This is a genomic window from Variovorax sp. AC194 (assembly GCF_979257995.1).
This window is the reverse complement of sequence record NZ_OZ409823.1, coordinates 6,598,665-6,614,482: the sequence shown is the minus strand read 5'-3', so window position 1 is coordinate 6,614,482 and position 15,818 is coordinate 6,598,665. Positions and strand designations below refer to the sequence as shown.

Genomic DNA, 15,818 nt, shown 5'->3' with positions numbered 1-15,818 from the left:
GGCCTAAACGCCCAGGTAGCGCGTCCAGAGCGACCGGTCGGCATCCAGCGCGGCCGAGTCGCCTTGCCACACCACGCGCCCGCGTTCGAGGATCACATGCCGGTCGGCCAGCGGCAGCAGGCGCTGCACGTACTTGTCGACCACCAGGATCGCTTCGCCCTCGGACTTGAGCGTGGCGATGCAGTGCCAGATCTCCTCGCGGATCACCGGCGCGAGCCCTTCGGTGGCTTCGTCGAGGATCAGGAGGCGCGGGTGCGTCGAAAGCGCACGCGCGATCGCGAGCATCTGCTGCTCGCCGCCCGAGAGCTGGTTGCCCGCGTTGGCCTTGCGTTCCGCGAGGCGCGGAAAGAGGCCGTAGAGCGCCTCGACCGTCCAGCGCGGCGCGCTGCCGGGGCGTGGCCGCGCGAAGGCGCGCAGGTGCTCGTCCACGCTGAGGTTCGGGAACACGTGGCGCCCTTCGGGCACGATGGCCACGCCGCGCCGTGCGATCGCATCGGGCCGCATCGACTTGTTCGGACCGCCGATGGCATCGCCGCCGAAATGCACGTCGCCGCGCATCGGCGAGAGCGTGCCGGTGAGCACCTTCAGCAGCGTGCTCTTGCCCATGCCGTTGCGGCCCAGCAGCGCGAGCACTTCGCCCGCGCCGATCTTCAGATCGATGCCGAACAGCACCTGGCTCGCGCCGTAGCCGGCCTCGATGGACTTCGCCTCGAGCAGAGTCCTTGTTGTCGTTGCGGTGCTCATGCGTGTCCTTCCGCTTCCGTTCCGAGGTACACCGCCTGCACGTCGGGATGCCCGCGCACTTCGTCGGCCGTGCCGCTCATCAGCACGCGGCCCTGCACCAGCACCGTGAGCCGGTTGGCCAGGCGGAACACCGCGTCCATGTCGTGTTCGATGAGAAGGATGGCCATCGATTCGCGCAGCGATTCGATCAGGTCCACCATGCGCGCCGATTCGTCGGGGCCCATGCCGGCCATCGGCTCGTCCAGCAGCAGCAGCTTGGGTTCGGCCGCGAGCGCGAGCGCCACGTCGAGCGCGCGCTGCGCGCCGTGCGGCAGCGTGCCCGCGATGCGGTCGCGTTCGCCGCCCAGGCCCACGCGGTCGGCCAGCGCGATGGCGCGCTGCACCAGGTCGCGCTCGCTCGCGCGCGGCGCCATGAAGCGCAGGCTGCTGCCCGCATGGGCCTGCGCCGCGAGCATCAGGTTGTCGTGCACGGTTTCCTTGGCGAACACGCGCGTCACCTGGAAGCAGCGCGACATGCCGGCCGCCACGCGCTGGTGGTCGCGCAGCTTGGTGATGTCGATCTCGTCGAGCAGGATGCGGCCCGCGTCGGCCTTCAAAAGGCCGGTGATCAGGTTCACCAGCGTGGTCTTGCCCGCGCCGTTGGGGCCGATCAGCGCATGCACCTCGCCGCGCTCGACGGTGAGGCTCACATGGTCGGTCGCCAGGAGGCCGCCGAAGCGCTTGACCAATCCTTCGATTCTGAACAGGCTCATGGTGTTGCCTTGGTGAGTGGCGCCGCACGGCGGCGGCGCGCGAGTGCTGCCAGTCCCTTGGGTGCCCACAACGCGACGGCGATCAGCAGCAGGCCCAGCGGCATGTGCCAGTGCTCGGTGTGTTGCTTTAGGAACTCCTCCAGCAGCAGCCACACGATGGCGCCCACGGGCCCGCCCCAGCTGCGGCCGAGGCCGCCGATCACCACCATCACCAGCAGCGTGGCCGACTGCGTCCAGTGCATCGTCGCGGGACTGACGAAACCGTTGCCGCCTGCAAGAAGCGCACCCGCCAGCCCGGCGATGGCGCCGGCGATCGCGAAGGCCACCAGCTGCAGCCGGAACACCGGATAGCCCAGCGCGCGCATGCGCGTCTCGTTGTCGCGGATGCCCATGAGCGCATGGCCGAAGCGCGATTGCGTCGCGCGATGCAGCCACCCGAGCGCGAGCGCCACGATGACCAGCACGACCCAGTAGAAGTTCGATTCGTTGCCCAGGTCCAGGCCGGGCAGCAGCGTGGGCCGGCTCATGAGCGTGTAGCCGTCGTCGCCGCCATAGCGGCGCAGCGACACCACCACGAAGTACAGCATCTGCGCGAAGGCCAGCGTGGTCATGATGAAGTAGACGCCGCGCGTGCGCAGCGCCACCGTGCCGATCAGCGCGGCGACGACGCCCGCGACCAGCGCGGCCAGCGGCCACATCACCCACGCAGACATCACGCCCGCGTCGCTGAGCGCCACCACCGTGTACGCGCCCATGCCGATGAAGCCCGCATGCCCGAGCGCCACCATGCCGCCGAAGCCGAGGATGAAATTCAGGCTCGCCGCGGCCAGCGCCACGATGAGCACCCGGCGCACGAAGCCGATGTAGAAGTCGAGCCCGAAGAGCGGCGCGACCAGCGGAAACGCCGCGAGCAGCACGAAGACCAGGCCGAGGCCGATGTAGCCTGAGGATGAGGAAGGAGTCTTCATGCGCGCGCCGAGAAGAGGCCCGAGGGCCGGAAGATCAAGACGATCACCATCAGCGCATACATCGCGACTTCGGCGAAGAGCGGCCCGAGGTCGGCCGCGGTGGCCGGCGGCAGCGTTGCGCGCAGCAGCATCGGCACGAACGCGCGGCCGACGGTGTCCACCACGCCCACGAGCAGTGCGGCCACGAAGGCGCCGCGCACCGAACCGATGCCGCCGATCACCAGCACCACGAGCGCCGGAATCAGGATGGCTTCGCCCATGCCCACCTGCACCGCGACGATCGGCCCCATCAGCGCGCCGGCCAGTGCCGCAAGCGCCGCGCCGAGCAGGAACACGCCGTTGAAGATGCGGCCCACGCGCACGCCCATGAGCTCCGCCATCGGCCGGTCGGACGCGCCCGCGCGCACCCGCATGCCGATGCGCGTGTGGTTCACCAAAAGGTAGAGCGCGAGCGCCACCAGCAGCCCGCCCACGAGGATCACGAGGCGGTAGGCCGGGTAGGGGAGGCCCTCCATCAGGTTGACCGGCCCCGAGAGCGCGGCGGGTGTCGGCGCCATCACCGGCGAGGGGCCCCAGGCCATCGTCACGATGTCGTCGGCCACCAGGATCACGCCGAAGGTGGCGAGCACCTGCGCGAGGTGGTCGCGTGTGTAGAGGCGGCGCATCAGGAGCACTTCGAGCAGCAGCGCCACCACCACGGTGACCACCACCGCGATGACGATGGCCGCCGCGAATGAGCCGGTCCGCGTGTGCGCCTCGGCCGCCACGTAGGCGCCCGCCATGAACAGCGAACCGTGCGCGAGGTTCAGCACGTCCATGATGCCGAACACCAGCGTGAGGCCCGCAGCCAGCAGGAACAGCATCAGGCCGTAGCCCAGGCCGTTGAGCAGTTGCTCGAGAACAAGAATTCCACTCATAGCATCAAAAGGATGACCCGCATTGATTCGAGAAACACCGCGGAACCGGCTGTGCCGGGCCGCTGGTGTTGCCCCCGGCAGGGGGAGGAGAAGCGGACACGAAGTGCCGCGCAGCCTGGGGGCGAGCTACTTGAGCGGGCACTTGTCGGCGTAGGAGTCGCCGTAGTTCGTGAGCACCGTGTTGATCAGCTTGTTCGTGACCTTGCCCTGCGCATCCTTGCCGATCACGCGCAGGTAGAAGTTCTCGATCGGGTAGTGGTTGTTCGCGTACTTGAAGGCGCCGCGCGTCGACGCGTAGTTGGCCTTCTTCAGCGCGGCGACCACGGCTTCGCGGTTCTGCGCGTTGCCGCCCGATTGCTTGACGGCCGCGTCCATCGCGAGGATCGCGTCATAGGCCTGCGCCGCGTACACCGACGGGTAGCGGCCGTTGTATTCCTTGCGGAACGCGGCCACGAACGCCTTGTTGGCGGGGTTGTCCAGGTCGTGCGCCCAGTGCGAGGTGTTGAAGAGGCCGAGCATCGGCTCGCCGACGGCGCCGATCACGTCCTCGTCGGCCGAGAAGCCGCTCGTGACGAGCGTGATGTCTTTCGACAGGCCCGCGCCCACGAACTGCTTGATGAAGTTGATGCCCATCGCGCCGGGCAAAAAGAAGTAGATCGAGTCGGGCTTGGCCGCGCGCAGCTGCGCGAGCTCGGCGGCGTAGTCGATCTGGCCGAGCTTGGTGTAGAGCTCGTCGGCCACCTGGCCCTTGAACTGGCGCTTGAAGCCGCCCAGCGCATCCTTGCCGGCCGGGTAGTTGGGGGCGATGAGCACGGTCTTCTTGAAGCCGCGGTCCTGCGCGAACTTGCCGGCCGCCTCGTGGAACTGGTCGTTCTGGTAGGCGGTGCCGAAGAAATACGCATTGCACTGGGCACCGGCGAACTGGCTCGGGCCGGCGTTGGCCGAGAGGTAGGGCACCTTGGCGTTGAAGAGCGTGGGGCCCACGGCCAGCGCCACGTTGGAGCCGATGGGGCCGCTGAAGATGTCGATCTTGTCGCGCTGGATCATGCGGTCCACCAGCTGCTTGGCCTGGTCGGGGCTGCCGGCCATGTCGGCCTGCACGAACTCCACGTCCTGCCCGCCGAGCTTGCCGTTCAGCTGCTTGATGCCGAGTGCGAAACCGTCGCGCGCCTCGGCGCCCAATGCCGCGAAAGGCCCCGAGATGTCGAGGGCCAAGCCCACCTTCACGGGGGCGGCCATGGCCGTTGCTGCGGTACCAAGGGCCGCGCCGCACAGCAGCAGCGAGACGAGGGTGCGCGGCAGCGCGGGCGACTTCGGGGACAGGTGGCTCATGGATTCTCCGAGGGAGGAAGGATGAAACGACGCACTGGCGCTGCGCCATGCAGCACCGGCACCATCGAACCGTTGATAGCTAAATACTTTAACCATAAACGATTCAGTGTCAACGGTGCTAGCACGAATGGTGCCAGTGGAACGTGTCACTTCCTGGTGCGCGGGCCCCGTTTTTCAGGGGCCGCGGCACTCGGTCAGCCGAAGGGATTGGCCGTCGCAAACCAGAGGCCGATGCCGGTGGCGATGATGAATGCGCCGTCGGTCACGCCCGCGATCAGGAAGAACTTGGTCTGCAGCACGTCGACCATCTCGGGCTGGCGCGCCGTGCTCTCCAGGAACTTCTGGCCGACCAGCCCGATGCCCAGGCACGAGCCGAGCGCTGCGATGCCGATCAGCAGGGCGACTGCGAGGGGAAGGATGTTGAAGCCGGACATGGTGTTTTCTCCTGGGGGTTGGTTGATCGATGGACGTACTTTCGCGCAACGGGTGCGCACGGTCCATGACGTGGGAGGTCATGGGCCAGACGAAAAAAAGCCGGCCGCGCGAGGCGGCCGGCTTTCGGAGGGGCGTCAGACGGTCAGGGCAGTTGCGTCCAGGTCTGGTTGGTGCCGCCGTTGCAGGTCCAGGTGATGAGCGCCGTGTCCTGCGTCGTCGAGCTGTTCGGCACGTCCAGGCACGAACCCGAGGCGCGGTTCTTGATCGCACCGCCCGCCAGGCTCCACTGCGTCGTGTCGCCGGCCGAGCAGGCCAGTTGAACGACAGGAGCGTTCGTCGTCGCCGTGCCGCTCTGCGCCAGGCACAGGCCGCTGTGCTCGGCCTTGAACTGCACGTAGCCGCCCGCAAGGCTCGTCACCGTGAACCGCTCGTTGTTCGCATTGCCGCACGGCCACTGCACCGCCGTCGCGCCGCTCGCGGTCGACACGGCCTTGATGTTCACGCACAGGTTGCTCAGGTTCGAGCGGATGCGCGTGATCGTGGGCGTCGGGTCCGTGTCCTGCGACCGCACGTACTCGCGGATCGCCACCACGTCGGCCGCCGGCAGGCTGCTGGCGTTGCCGTGGCCGCCGGCGAGCACGTCCTGCAGCGTGGCCGCCTGGCCGTTGTGGAAGAAGGCCGCGGTGTTCCAGGTGCCCACGAGCGTCGGCGTGTCGAAGCCCACGCCCGCCAGCGGCTGGTTGCTGCCCTTGCCCGACGAGAGCTGGATGGTGCCCACGTCGTGCCGCTGTCCGTCGCGGAATGTCGCGCCGGTGTGGCAGGTCACGCACTGCGCCGAGGCGAACAGCGCCTGGCCTCGCGCCGCATCGACGCTCAGGCTCCCGTCGGCGTTGCGCGCGGGGCTGCGCATGTACTTGTTCAGCGAGGTGAGGTAGGCCGCCAGATCGTCCAGCTGCGCGTTCTTGCCGGCCTTGGGTGCGCCCAGCGGGTCCTGCGTGGCCGTGAAGTCCGCGTTGCTCAGGAACCCGGTGCCGCCGAACTCGTTGCGGATGTCGTTCTCGAAGTCCTGCACCTCGTCGAAGTTGGCCGTCCAGTGCAGCTTGCCGTGGCCCAGGCCCCGCTTGCCCATGAGGCTGATGGTGCGGCGCAGGCCCTCGCCGCGCTGGGTGAAGTCCCACACCATGCCGTCGTCGCCGGCATCCGCATGGCAGCTCGCGCAGGAGATGTAGTTGTCCTTGCTCATGCGCCGGTCCGACGCGTTGTAGAACACCTGCTTGCCGCGCAGCGCCGCGGGCGACATCGGCTCCTGCGCGACCGTCGAGACGTTCTGCAGGAAGATCGGCGCCGCCGTCTCCGAGGCGAGCACCGAGGCCACGTCGTGCACCGACACCGAGCGCGCGAGGAAGTTGTTCACGTAGAGGCGCTTCCTCGCCGCGTCCAGGTACAGGCCGTGCGGCGCGCTGCTGGCGTTGATCTCGCCGCGCACCGAGCGGCTGTACGGATCGACGATGGCCACGCGGTTGCCTTCCATCTGCGCGACGAACAGGTAATCGCCCGACGGCGAGTACAGCGCGGCGCGCGCGGGGGCCCGGTCGTCGAAGTCGATCTGCTCGCCGAACACTTCCGCGGCCGTCTGCAGATTCACTTGCGAAAGGATGGAGCGCACCGTCTGGTCGTGCACCAGGTTGTTGCCGTCCCTGAACTTGCCGCGCACGATGTTGTCCTTCTTCGAAGGCAGCACCGCCCGCGTGCCGTCCGGCGAGATGATCACCTGGCTCAGGTAGTTGGCCACGCCGCGCGCGCGGCTCTCGGTGTCCACCGTGGTGGTGTCCACCGGCAGCGCGATGGTGGTCATGGCGCTCATGCTCTGCAGGTTCACCTTGTGCAGCTGGCCGCCAGTCATCTGCGACTTGAAGCGAGTGACATACGCCACCTGCGCGTCGGAGCTCACTGCGATGCCGCGCAGGTTGCCTGCGAGCGCGACCGCGCCGGTGGTGGCGCCGTTGCTCGGGTCGAAGCTCATGAGCACCGACTTGCTCTCCAGCGTCAGGAGGCCCCTGGCGCCATCGGGCGTGAAGGCCACGCCGTAGGGGCCGCTGCCGTAGGCGAGCGGCACGGTGGCCGAGACGCTGCCGTCGGCCGCGCTCAGCGCCACCAGCTTGTCCTCGCCCTGTACCGTGACCCAGATGCGGCCGTCGGGGCCGACCGCCAGCGTCTTGGGCTCGTCGCCCACGCGCACTTCCCAGCGCTTGGCCAGCGTCTGCGCGTCGATGGCGGCGACCGTGCCGCTGTCGGGGTTGACCGAGTACACCGAGTTCGCATCGCCCGCGATGTTGGTGGTGTGCGTGGGCGCCCGCGCCGTGGTCGGAACGATCACGGTGAGGTTGTAGGTGTAGAAGGTCTCGCGGCCCGACGCATCCTTCACCGTCAGCGTCACCGTGAAGTGGCCGGGGCGGTTGTAGGTGTAGGTGTAGTTCGGCTGGTTGGAGTACGCGGTCTGCGTGCCGTCGCCGAAGTTCCAGCGGAACTGCGCGCCGCCGCTGCCGAGCGTGCCGGGGTTGAACACCAGCTGGCCGTTCACGAGCTTGGGCCCGCCGCCGATGCCCGGGTCGCCGATGATGGCCTGCCCGCGCAGCGTGTTCACCTCGGTGTCGGTGAGCACGCGGCCGTAGACGCGCACCTCCGCGAGCGTGCCCTTGAAGAGCGCCGCGTTGCCCTGGATCTGGCCCAGCACGTTGAACTTGTTCGTGAGGCCCTTGGTGCCCGTGAGGCCCGCCGAGGTGGTCTTCACGCCGTCGACGTACACCGCCTGCGCGCCCGAGGCCGCATCGCGCGTGAGCACCACGTGGTGCCAGTTGCCGTCGTTCACCACCGCGTTGGAGGTCGTGCCGCCGTCGTTGCCCACCGAGAGCTTGATGCGCCCGTTGTTGTCCAGCCAGCCCCAGAACACGTCGTCCGCGCCGCCCGACTGGTCGCGCCCGAAGATGCCCGGTGCGGTCCACGAGTTGGGCCCGCCCGCCTGCGTGGTCTTCATGTAGAAGCTCAGCGAGGCGGTGCCGCCGAGCACGGTGGCCACGCTGTCGTTCTTCAGCGGTACACCGGCGGTGCGGTTCGCGAAGTTCATGCCGATGCTCTCGAACGCATCGCCCGCGGCCGGCGTGCCGCCGTTGTTGCCGATCTGGTCGGAGAGGTTGCCCGCCAGCGTCCAGTAGTGCATCAGGTTGATGTCGGTCGCGTTGCCGGTGTTGAAGGTGGAGCGGTAGTCCGCGCCGATCGCGTTGCCCGCATAGTCCTTCAGGCCGTTGGCCGGCAGGAACACCTCATAGCTCGTGCCCGGCAGCAGCGGCTGCTCGGGGTGGAAGTTGACGATGCCCAGCTGCACGCTGTAGGTACCCGCCAGCGTGTTGCCGCCCACCGGGCGCACGATGAAGGTGTTGGAATTCACGCTCTCGGGCCGGATGTTGTCCGTCATGCCCAGGCCGATGCGCGAGGTCAGCGCCTGCTGCCTGGCGCCGTTGGTGGGCGAGACCTGTTTCACTTCGGGCTTGACGATGTCCGGGTCCACCGAATGCACGACGAAGCCGCTGCCCGAGCCGTGGTCGTTGCCCACGAAGACGAGGTTGCCGAAGATCGCGACCTGGCCGTTGTCCGAGTGCGTGAAGTTCGGGTCGTCCTCGCGCAGGATGCTGCCGCGGCCCACCTCCACGTGGTTCAGCGGATTGCTCACGTCCACCTTGTGGATGCGGGTCTGCGCGCCCTGGATGACGTAGTTGTCCTGCGTGGCGCAGTAGAGCTGCTCGTCGATGACAAGACGGTTGTCTTCCGCCACGAAGCGCGAGCGGTCCGAGAGGTCGTAGCTGTACATCTTCGCGCCGCTGTTGCGCGTGGAGACGTGCAGGTTCCGGCCGTCGAAGCAGGTCGCGTAATAGAACGGCGTGGTGCCCACGATGGAATCGAGCACCTTGGGGTTGAGCGGGTCGGAGATGTCCAGGCTCGCGAAGCCGCCGTTGCTCTCCATCGCGGTGAGCACCATGTGGTTACCCATGGTGAAGATCGGTCCGATGCGGAAACCGCCGAGCTCGCCCGTGGGCACCGGGTTGGGCTTGCCGGCGCCGCGGTTGGCGACCACGGCGTTCGCCGGGTCCCTCGCGTCGACGATGAAGATGCCCCGGCCCGCCGAGGCCACGTAGAGGTAGGGCGCCTGCCACCAGAGCTGCCAGGCGACGTTCTCGTAGTCGCCGGCGTTCACGCCCGGCAGCGCGAGCTTCTTGACCTGCTTGATGTCGTTGATGTCGCTGAAGTCCCAGAACTCCACGCCGTTGATGCTGGGCAGCACCACGTAGGTCTTGCCGCCGATCTTGGCGGTGCCGAAGGAGTGCGTCTCGCGAAACTCCTTGGTGCGCGCCTCCGGTTCGTAGATTTTCTTCACGAGCTGGATCTGGCGCGGGTTCGACACGTCGTACAGCAGGAAGCCGCCCGGGCCGAGGCCGCTGTCCGGCGCGAAGGAGGTGAGGAAGTAGCCGTTGACCATGATGCCGGCGTTCATGCCGTAGTCCTTGCGGCCCGGGTAGGTGGCGGGCACCTCGCGCGACTCGTAGGCGCTGCTGTGCGCCGGATCGAGCGGGTGCGCGGGGCTGGTGATCATCGACACCGGCTTGAACAGTTCGGCCGAGGTGTAGGTGAGGTTGCCAAGACCCGGCCCTTGCAGCGGGAGCGGATCGGCGACGGCCGCGGAGACCGCTGTCGCCATGTTGCCGAGGGTCGTCATCGGACTGACCCCGGTGATTGCCGCGTGCGTCAGCAGTGTGACGAACGGCACCATCAATGCCATCACGTAATACCGGATCTTCATCGTTGCCTCCAAGTTGTTAGAAGTTCGCAGGGGGACCCACTGACTCGTTTCTTCTCTGGCTCGACTTGCAAAGTGCGCGCGCAGGACGCACCCCGGCAGGCGACGGGTGATCGCCTGCCGTGAAAACCTCTCCCTTTGACAGCAGCGTTACCTGCCTGGCTTCGCGCCGCCCGATTCGTAGATGTCCCAGGCCGCCTCGGCGCTGGCATCGCGGTGGATCATGGCCATCAGCGCACTGACCACCGCCGACGGATTCGCGTGCTGGTACACGTTGCGTCCGTACACCATGCCGACCGCGCCCTGGTCCAGCAGCGCGCGCGAGCGCGCGAACACCTGCTGCAGTTCCTCACGCCCGCCGCCGCGCACGAGCACGGGGCAGCGCGCGGCCTGCACCACGCGGTGGAAGTCCTTGGGGTCGCCGGTCGGGTCGGCCTTGACGATGTCGGCGCCCATCTCGCGCGCCAGGCGCACGAGCGTCACGATCTTCTCGGCGTCGCCATCGACCATGTAGCGGCTGCCGGGCGTGGGCGACTGCATCACCAGCGGCTCGATCATCAGCGGCATGCCGTAGCGGTCGCAGTCGGCACGCACGCGCGCGATGTTCTGCACGCACTGGCGAAAGAGATCGGGCTCGTTCGGCAGCATGAAGAGGTTCACGACCACGCAGGCCGCGTCGCGCTGCACGGCCGGCAGCACCGGGTCGTGCTCGTTCTGCAGCTGCGCCCACATCACGCGGTGCAGCGTGGCGTTGTAGGGATTGCCCATGTCGATGCGCATCACCAGCGCGGGTTTGTCGCGGCCGGGCCGGTCCTGCAGCAGGTCGGACTGGCCGTAGTTCAGTTGCAGCGCATCGGGCGCGGCGGCCACGAGCTTGTCGATGACCTGGGGCATGTCCTCCAGGCCGTCGAGGAACGAAGGCTCGTTGCACACGCCGTGGTCCAGGGCGATGTCCAGGCAGCGGCCGTTGGTGAGCAGGCGGTTCAGCCGTGCTGTCTTGTCTTTCGACATGGGAAAGAACTCCTTGTGGGGGTCGGAAATGAAGAGGGGAGGTATCAGGCGAGCGCCGAGAGATGGCGCTTCGCCGCGGCGTCGATCAGGCGCAACGCTTCGTCGCCCAGCGCGACCGCGCCGGCACCGGCGTTCTCGATGGCCTGCTGGCGCACGCGCGCGCCGCAGAGCGCGACGGACACGGTGCCGCGCGCGACGGTCCACGCGATCATCATCTGGCCGAACGAGCAGCCGAGCTTTGCGCGCACGGGCTCGAGCTCTTCGAAGAAGGCCTTGAGCGTCGCGCGGTTGGCGGCGCTGAAGCGCGGGTTGCTCGCGCGCTGGTCGTCGCCCTTGAACTCGCGCTCGGGGTCGATCGGGCCGGCGAGGAGGCCGAGCGCCAGCGACGAGTAGCCGAGCACCGCGACGTCGTGCTCGCTGCACAGCGGCGCGAGCGTCGTCTCGATCTCGCGGTCGACGAGGCTGTAGCGCTCCTGCGCCGCATCGACCGGGCCGTAGCGCAGGTATTCGGCGAGCGTCTCGGGGCTCACGTTGCTCACGCCGATGGCGCGGATCTTTCCCTGCTTCTTCAACTCGAGCAGCGCGTCCATGGTCTCGGCCACGGGCGTGGTGCTGTCCTGCCAGTGCGTGATGTAGAGGTCGATGTAGTCCGTCTGCAGGCGCTTCAGGCTCTCTTCGCACTCGTGGAAGATCGACTCGCGCCCGAGAAAGCGGTACACCGGGTGGCCGTCTTCTTCGAAGAAGTGCGTTCCCTGTTGGGTGTGCCAGACGAGGCCGCATTTGGTGGCGATCACCGCGTCCTGCCGGCGCCCCTTGAGCGCGGTGCCCACGATGCTCTCGGAGCGGCCGAGGCCGTAGGCCGGCGCGGTGTCGATCAGGTTCACGCCCGCATCGAGCGAAGCCTGGATGGCGATGACGGCGGCCGCGTTGTCCCCGCCGCCCCACATCCAGCCGCCCATGGCCCAGGTACCCAGGCCGATGGCCGAGCATTCGATGCCCGAGGGGCCCAGCGTTGTCTTCTTCATCTGCGTCATCTGCGTCATCTGCACTTGGCTCATCGCGTTTTCTTTCTCGTGTTCATGATGTGGTCGATGGTCACGGCCGCCAGCAGGATGAGACCCTTGATCACGTCCTGCCAGTAGGGCGAGACGTCCAGAAGGATCAGCGAGCTGGTCACCACCGAGAGGAGCGCCAGACCCAGCACCGCGCCGAGCACCGTGCCCGAGCCGCCCTTCAGGCTCGCGCCGCCGATCACCGCGGCGGCGATCACGTTCAGCTCCATGCCCATGCCGAAGGTCGGCGTGGCGGCGCCGAAACGCGCCGTGTAGATCACGCCCGCAAGACCGGCCGAAGCCGAGCACAGCACCGTGACCCAGAACTTCACGCGTCCCACGCGAATGCCCGAATAGAGCGCCGCCTTCTCGTTGCTGCCCGTGTAGAACACGCGGCGCAAGAGGGTCGAGCGGCGCAGCACGAAGTCGCTCACCACCACGATCGCCAGGAAGATCAGGATGACCGCCGGAACGCCGAAGAGCGTGCCCTGCCCGATGAACTTGAACTCCGCCGGCAGCGAGAAGAGCGACTGCGGCGTGCCCTGCGTGAGCGCGAGGCACAGGCCCCGCACGATCACCATGAACGCCAGCGAGGCGATGAAGTGGTTGAGGCCGATGCGCGTGACGCAGCCGCCGATCATCGCGCCGATGAGCCCGCACATGCCGATCGCCACGAGGCTTGCGAGCCACGGGTCCACGCCCATCAGGAAGAGCTTGCCCGTCACCACCATCGCGAAGCACACCACCGAGCCCACCGAAAGGTCGATGCCGCCGACGATCAAGAGGATCGTCATGCCCACCACCACGATGCCTTCGATGGAGAAGGACAAGAGCATCGCGCGCACGTTGTCCCAGGTGAGGAAGTAGGGCGATGCGAAGCTCATCGCGATGCACAGCACCGCGATGATCAGCAGCAGCCCTGCTTCGCGCATGCTCGTGAGTTTGTTGGCGGGCTTTCCCGGATCGCCGCCGGACTGGCCGGTACGCCGTGGAGGGAGGCCCGCATCGAGTTGTGCCGGGTAGTTCATGCTGTTTCCTGTTCGCAGAGTCCGGAAGCCAGCCGCAGCAGGGCCTCTTCCGTCATGTCGTTCGATTCGAGTTCGCCCGCGACCTGGCCGTCGCGGATCACCAATGCGCGGTCGCACAGGCCAATGATTTCGGGCAGCTCCGACGAGATCACGATCACCCCCACGCCCTGGGTCGCGAGCTCGCGCAGGATGTGGTGGATCTCCGATTTCGCGCCCACGTCGACGCCGCGCGTGGGCTCGTCCATCAGCAGCACCGACGGGTTGGTGGCCAAGAGCTTGGCGATGGCCACCTTCTGCTGGTTGCCGCCCGAGAGGCTGGAGACCTCGATGGCGACGCCGTCCGATTTCAGGTTCAGCTTGGCGCCGAGCGTCTTGGCGAGCTTGTGCTCGGCCGAGCGCTGCAAGAGGCCCCAGGCCGAGCTCACGCGGCCGAGCGCCATCGACGAGACGTTCTGCGCAATCGGGAGATCGAGGAACACGCCGGCCGCCTTGCGGTCTTCGCTCAGGTACGCGATGCCTTCGCGCAGCGCGTCGCTGTACTTGCGGATGGCGAGGGTCTTGCCGTTCAGGCGCACCGTGCCGCGCTTGGCAATGCGCAGGCCGCAGATGGTTTCCGCGAGCTCGCTGCGGCCGGCGCCCATGAGGCCGGCGATGCCGAGGATCTCGCCGCGCTTGAGCGTGAAAGAAACGCCATGCACGCGCTCGCCGTCGGCGATGTCGGTCACTTCGAGCACGGGGCCGGAGGATTCGGCGACCGCTTGCTTGGGCGGGTAATAGTTGCCCATGTCGCGCCCGACCATGCGGCGCACCAGCTCGTCGGGCGTCAATTCGTGCAGCGGTCCGCAGTGCACGTTGCGCCCGTCGCGCAGCACGGTGACGCGGTCGCCGTGCGTGAAGATCTCGGCCATGCGATGGCTGATGTAGATGATGCCGATGCCCTGCGCCTTCAGGTCGTGCAGCACGCGGAACAGCGCCGCCGATTCGTTGTCGGTCAGTGCGGCCGTGGGCTCGTCCAGGATCAGCACCTTGCAGTCGAGCGTGAGCGCCTTGGCGATCTCCACCAGCTGCTGGCTGGAGATGGAAAGGTCGCGCACCGGCATGGCGGGGTCGATGTCCTGCCCCAGCCGGTGCAGCACCTTGGCCGCGCGTTCGTTGAAGCTCGCGTAGTTCATCCACGCCGCTTTTCCGGCGTTGATTTCCGGCATGAAGATGTTCTCGGCGACGGTCGCGTCGGCGCACAGCGCGATCTCCTGGTGCACGAGGCCGATGCCCAGGCGCATCGCGTGCGCCGGGCCGTCGATCACGACCTTCTGGCCGTTCAGCAGGATCTCGCCCTCGTCGGGGCGATGGATGCCGTCGATGATGTTCATCAACGTCGACTTCCCCGCGCCGTTCTCGCCGCACAGGGCGTGGATCTCGCCCGCGTGCAGCGAGAAGTCCACGCCCGAGAGCGCGCGCGAAGCGCCGAAGCGCTTGCTGATCCCCTTCAGTTCGAGCAAGGCGCTCACTCGCCGATTCCCTTGGTGCCGCGGCGCGCGAGGTACTTGTCCCAGTAGAAGTCGTCGGCGTTGGCCTTGCTGACCACGGCCAGGCCGTTGTCCAGGAACGGCACGGCCATCGGGTTGGTGCCGTTGCGCTTGGCGTCGTTCATCGGGTCGATGAGCGAGGGGTTCTTGGCCAGGAACAACATCATCATGCCCATGTAGCCCTGCATGCCCTGGTTCGGGTTGATGGCGCCGAACACGTCGCCGGACTTGATCATGTCCAGGATCTTGGCGTTCACGTCGCAGCACATCACCTTGATGTTCTTCTTGGTCTCGACCTTGGCCTGCGCCGCGCCGAGCGCCGAGTTGGCCTCGGGCATGAAGAGCGCGCCCAGGTTCGGGTTGGCTTGCGCGAGACTCAGCACCGCCTGGTAGGCCTTGTTCGGGTCCTGGTTGCTGGCGGCGCGGCCCACCAGCTTCATGCCCGTGTGCTTGGTCTTCATGCGGTTCACGAAGGCGGCGATGCGGCGGTCGTGGTTGTCCTGGCCCGGGTTCTCCAGCACGGCGTATTCGCCCTTGCCGTTGAGCGACGCGGCGATCGCGTCGGCCGCCTGCGTGCCTTCGCGGTCGTTGTCGGAGGTGACGAACGAGGTGCGCTTCGAATTGGGCGAATCGGCCGCGAAGGTGACCACCGGGATGCCCATCGCCGCGGCGCGGTTGATCGGCTCGATGAAGGGGTCCGGGTTCATCGGGTGCAGCAGGATGCCCGCGGGCTTGCGCGCCAGTTCCTGCTCGAACGACGCGAGCTGCTTGTTCACGTCGTACTCGGGCGTGCCGGTGTAGCGCGTCTTCACGCCCAGCGTGCGGCCGAGCTGCTTCATCATTTCGTAGACCGGAAACCAGTACTCCACGCCGGAGACCATCACGTTCATCACGTAGACGTCGCTGGCATTGCCGCGCAGGCCCGTGCCTGCGGCAGGGGCAGCTGCTTGCTGTTGCGCGAACGCGCTCGCACCCGCCAAGCCGATACCGGCGGCGGCTGCGGACTTCAGGAAATTACGCCTCATTCTTTGTCTCCTCACGTTGACTGGCAGAGCTTGCGACCTCTCTTTTCGAGCAGGTCTTTGGAACCTCAATGTCACATCAGTTGTTATGACAGGCTAGAATGTAATCCCGGCCCGATTGGGTGGAGTACTAGGGGAAACGCTACTGGCGATGTGCTTTTATTCCGCCGAAGCTGTTATGA

The 15,818-nt window shown here is 67.3% G+C and carries 12 protein-coding genes; all 12 read right to left on the bottom strand.

What is annotated here, in order from left to right; genetic code table 11:
- Nucleotides 1-3 precede the first annotated feature (3 nt).
- On the bottom strand, nt 4-744 hold the full coding sequence (locus ACZYRS_RS31140) for an ABC transporter ATP-binding protein (RefSeq protein ID WP_463422284.1): 741 nt from the start codon (nt 742-744) through the stop codon (nt 4-6).
- Complete coding sequence (locus tag ACZYRS_RS31135) at nt 741-1,496, bottom strand: ABC transporter ATP-binding protein (RefSeq protein WP_198787060.1); 756 nt, start codon at nt 1,494-1,496, stop codon at nt 741-743. The genes ACZYRS_RS31140 and ACZYRS_RS31135 overlap by 4 nt, the downstream gene beginning before the upstream one ends.
- Nucleotides 1,493-2,464: a branched-chain amino acid ABC transporter permease gene (locus ACZYRS_RS31130; RefSeq protein ID WP_463422283.1), complete on the bottom strand. Its 972-nt coding sequence runs from the start codon at nt 2,462-2,464 to the stop codon at nt 1,493-1,495. The genes ACZYRS_RS31135 and ACZYRS_RS31130 overlap by 4 nt, the downstream gene beginning before the upstream one ends.
- Nucleotides 2,461-3,381: a branched-chain amino acid ABC transporter permease gene (locus ACZYRS_RS31125; RefSeq protein ID WP_463422282.1), complete on the bottom strand. Its 921-nt coding sequence runs from the start codon at nt 3,379-3,381 to the stop codon at nt 2,461-2,463. Before ACZYRS_RS31125 ends, ACZYRS_RS31130 begins: the two co-directional genes overlap by 4 nt.
- Before the next feature lie 126 nt (nt 3,382-3,507).
- A complete protein-coding gene (locus ACZYRS_RS31120; RefSeq protein WP_198787063.1) occupies nt 3,508-4,713 on the bottom strand; it encodes an ABC transporter substrate-binding protein in 1,206 nt (401 codons plus the stop codon).
- A gap of 194 nt (nt 4,714-4,907) precedes the next feature.
- Nucleotides 4,908-5,147: a F0F1 ATP synthase subunit C gene (atpE, locus tag ACZYRS_RS31115; protein ID WP_463422281.1), complete on the bottom strand. Its 240-nt coding sequence runs from the start codon at nt 5,145-5,147 to the stop codon at nt 4,908-4,910.
- Nucleotides 5,148-5,290: 143 nt separating this feature from the next.
- A complete protein-coding gene (locus ACZYRS_RS31110) occupies nt 5,291-10,000 on the bottom strand; it encodes an RICIN domain-containing protein (protein WP_463422280.1) in 4,710 nt (1,569 codons plus the stop codon).
- A 147-nt stretch (nt 10,001-10,147) separates the two neighbouring features.
- Nucleotides 10,148-11,008, bottom strand: coding sequence for a class I fructose-bisphosphate aldolase (locus ACZYRS_RS31105; protein WP_463422279.1), 861 nt, complete (start codon nt 11,006-11,008; stop codon nt 10,148-10,150).
- A gap of 44 nt (nt 11,009-11,052) precedes the next feature.
- Nucleotides 11,053-12,033: an aldo/keto reductase gene (locus tag ACZYRS_RS31100; protein WP_198787177.1), complete on the bottom strand. Its 981-nt coding sequence runs from the start codon at nt 12,031-12,033 to the stop codon at nt 11,053-11,055.
- A gap of 29 nt (nt 12,034-12,062) precedes the next feature.
- Nucleotides 12,063-13,088 carry an ABC transporter permease gene (locus tag ACZYRS_RS31095; protein ID WP_198787066.1) on the bottom strand — a complete coding sequence of 342 codons (1,026 nt, stop codon included), beginning with the start codon at nt 13,086-13,088 and terminating at the stop codon, nt 12,063-12,065.
- Nucleotides 13,085-14,596: a sugar ABC transporter ATP-binding protein gene (locus ACZYRS_RS31090; RefSeq protein ID WP_463422278.1), complete on the bottom strand. Its 1,512-nt coding sequence runs from the start codon at nt 14,594-14,596 to the stop codon at nt 13,085-13,087. Before ACZYRS_RS31090 ends, ACZYRS_RS31095 begins: the two co-directional genes overlap by 4 nt.
- Nucleotides 14,593-15,639: a substrate-binding domain-containing protein gene (locus ACZYRS_RS31085; RefSeq protein ID WP_013538860.1), complete on the bottom strand. Its 1,047-nt coding sequence runs from the start codon at nt 15,637-15,639 to the stop codon at nt 14,593-14,595. The genes ACZYRS_RS31090 and ACZYRS_RS31085 overlap by 4 nt, the downstream gene beginning before the upstream one ends.
- Between the last annotated feature and the right edge of the window lie 179 nt (nt 15,640-15,818).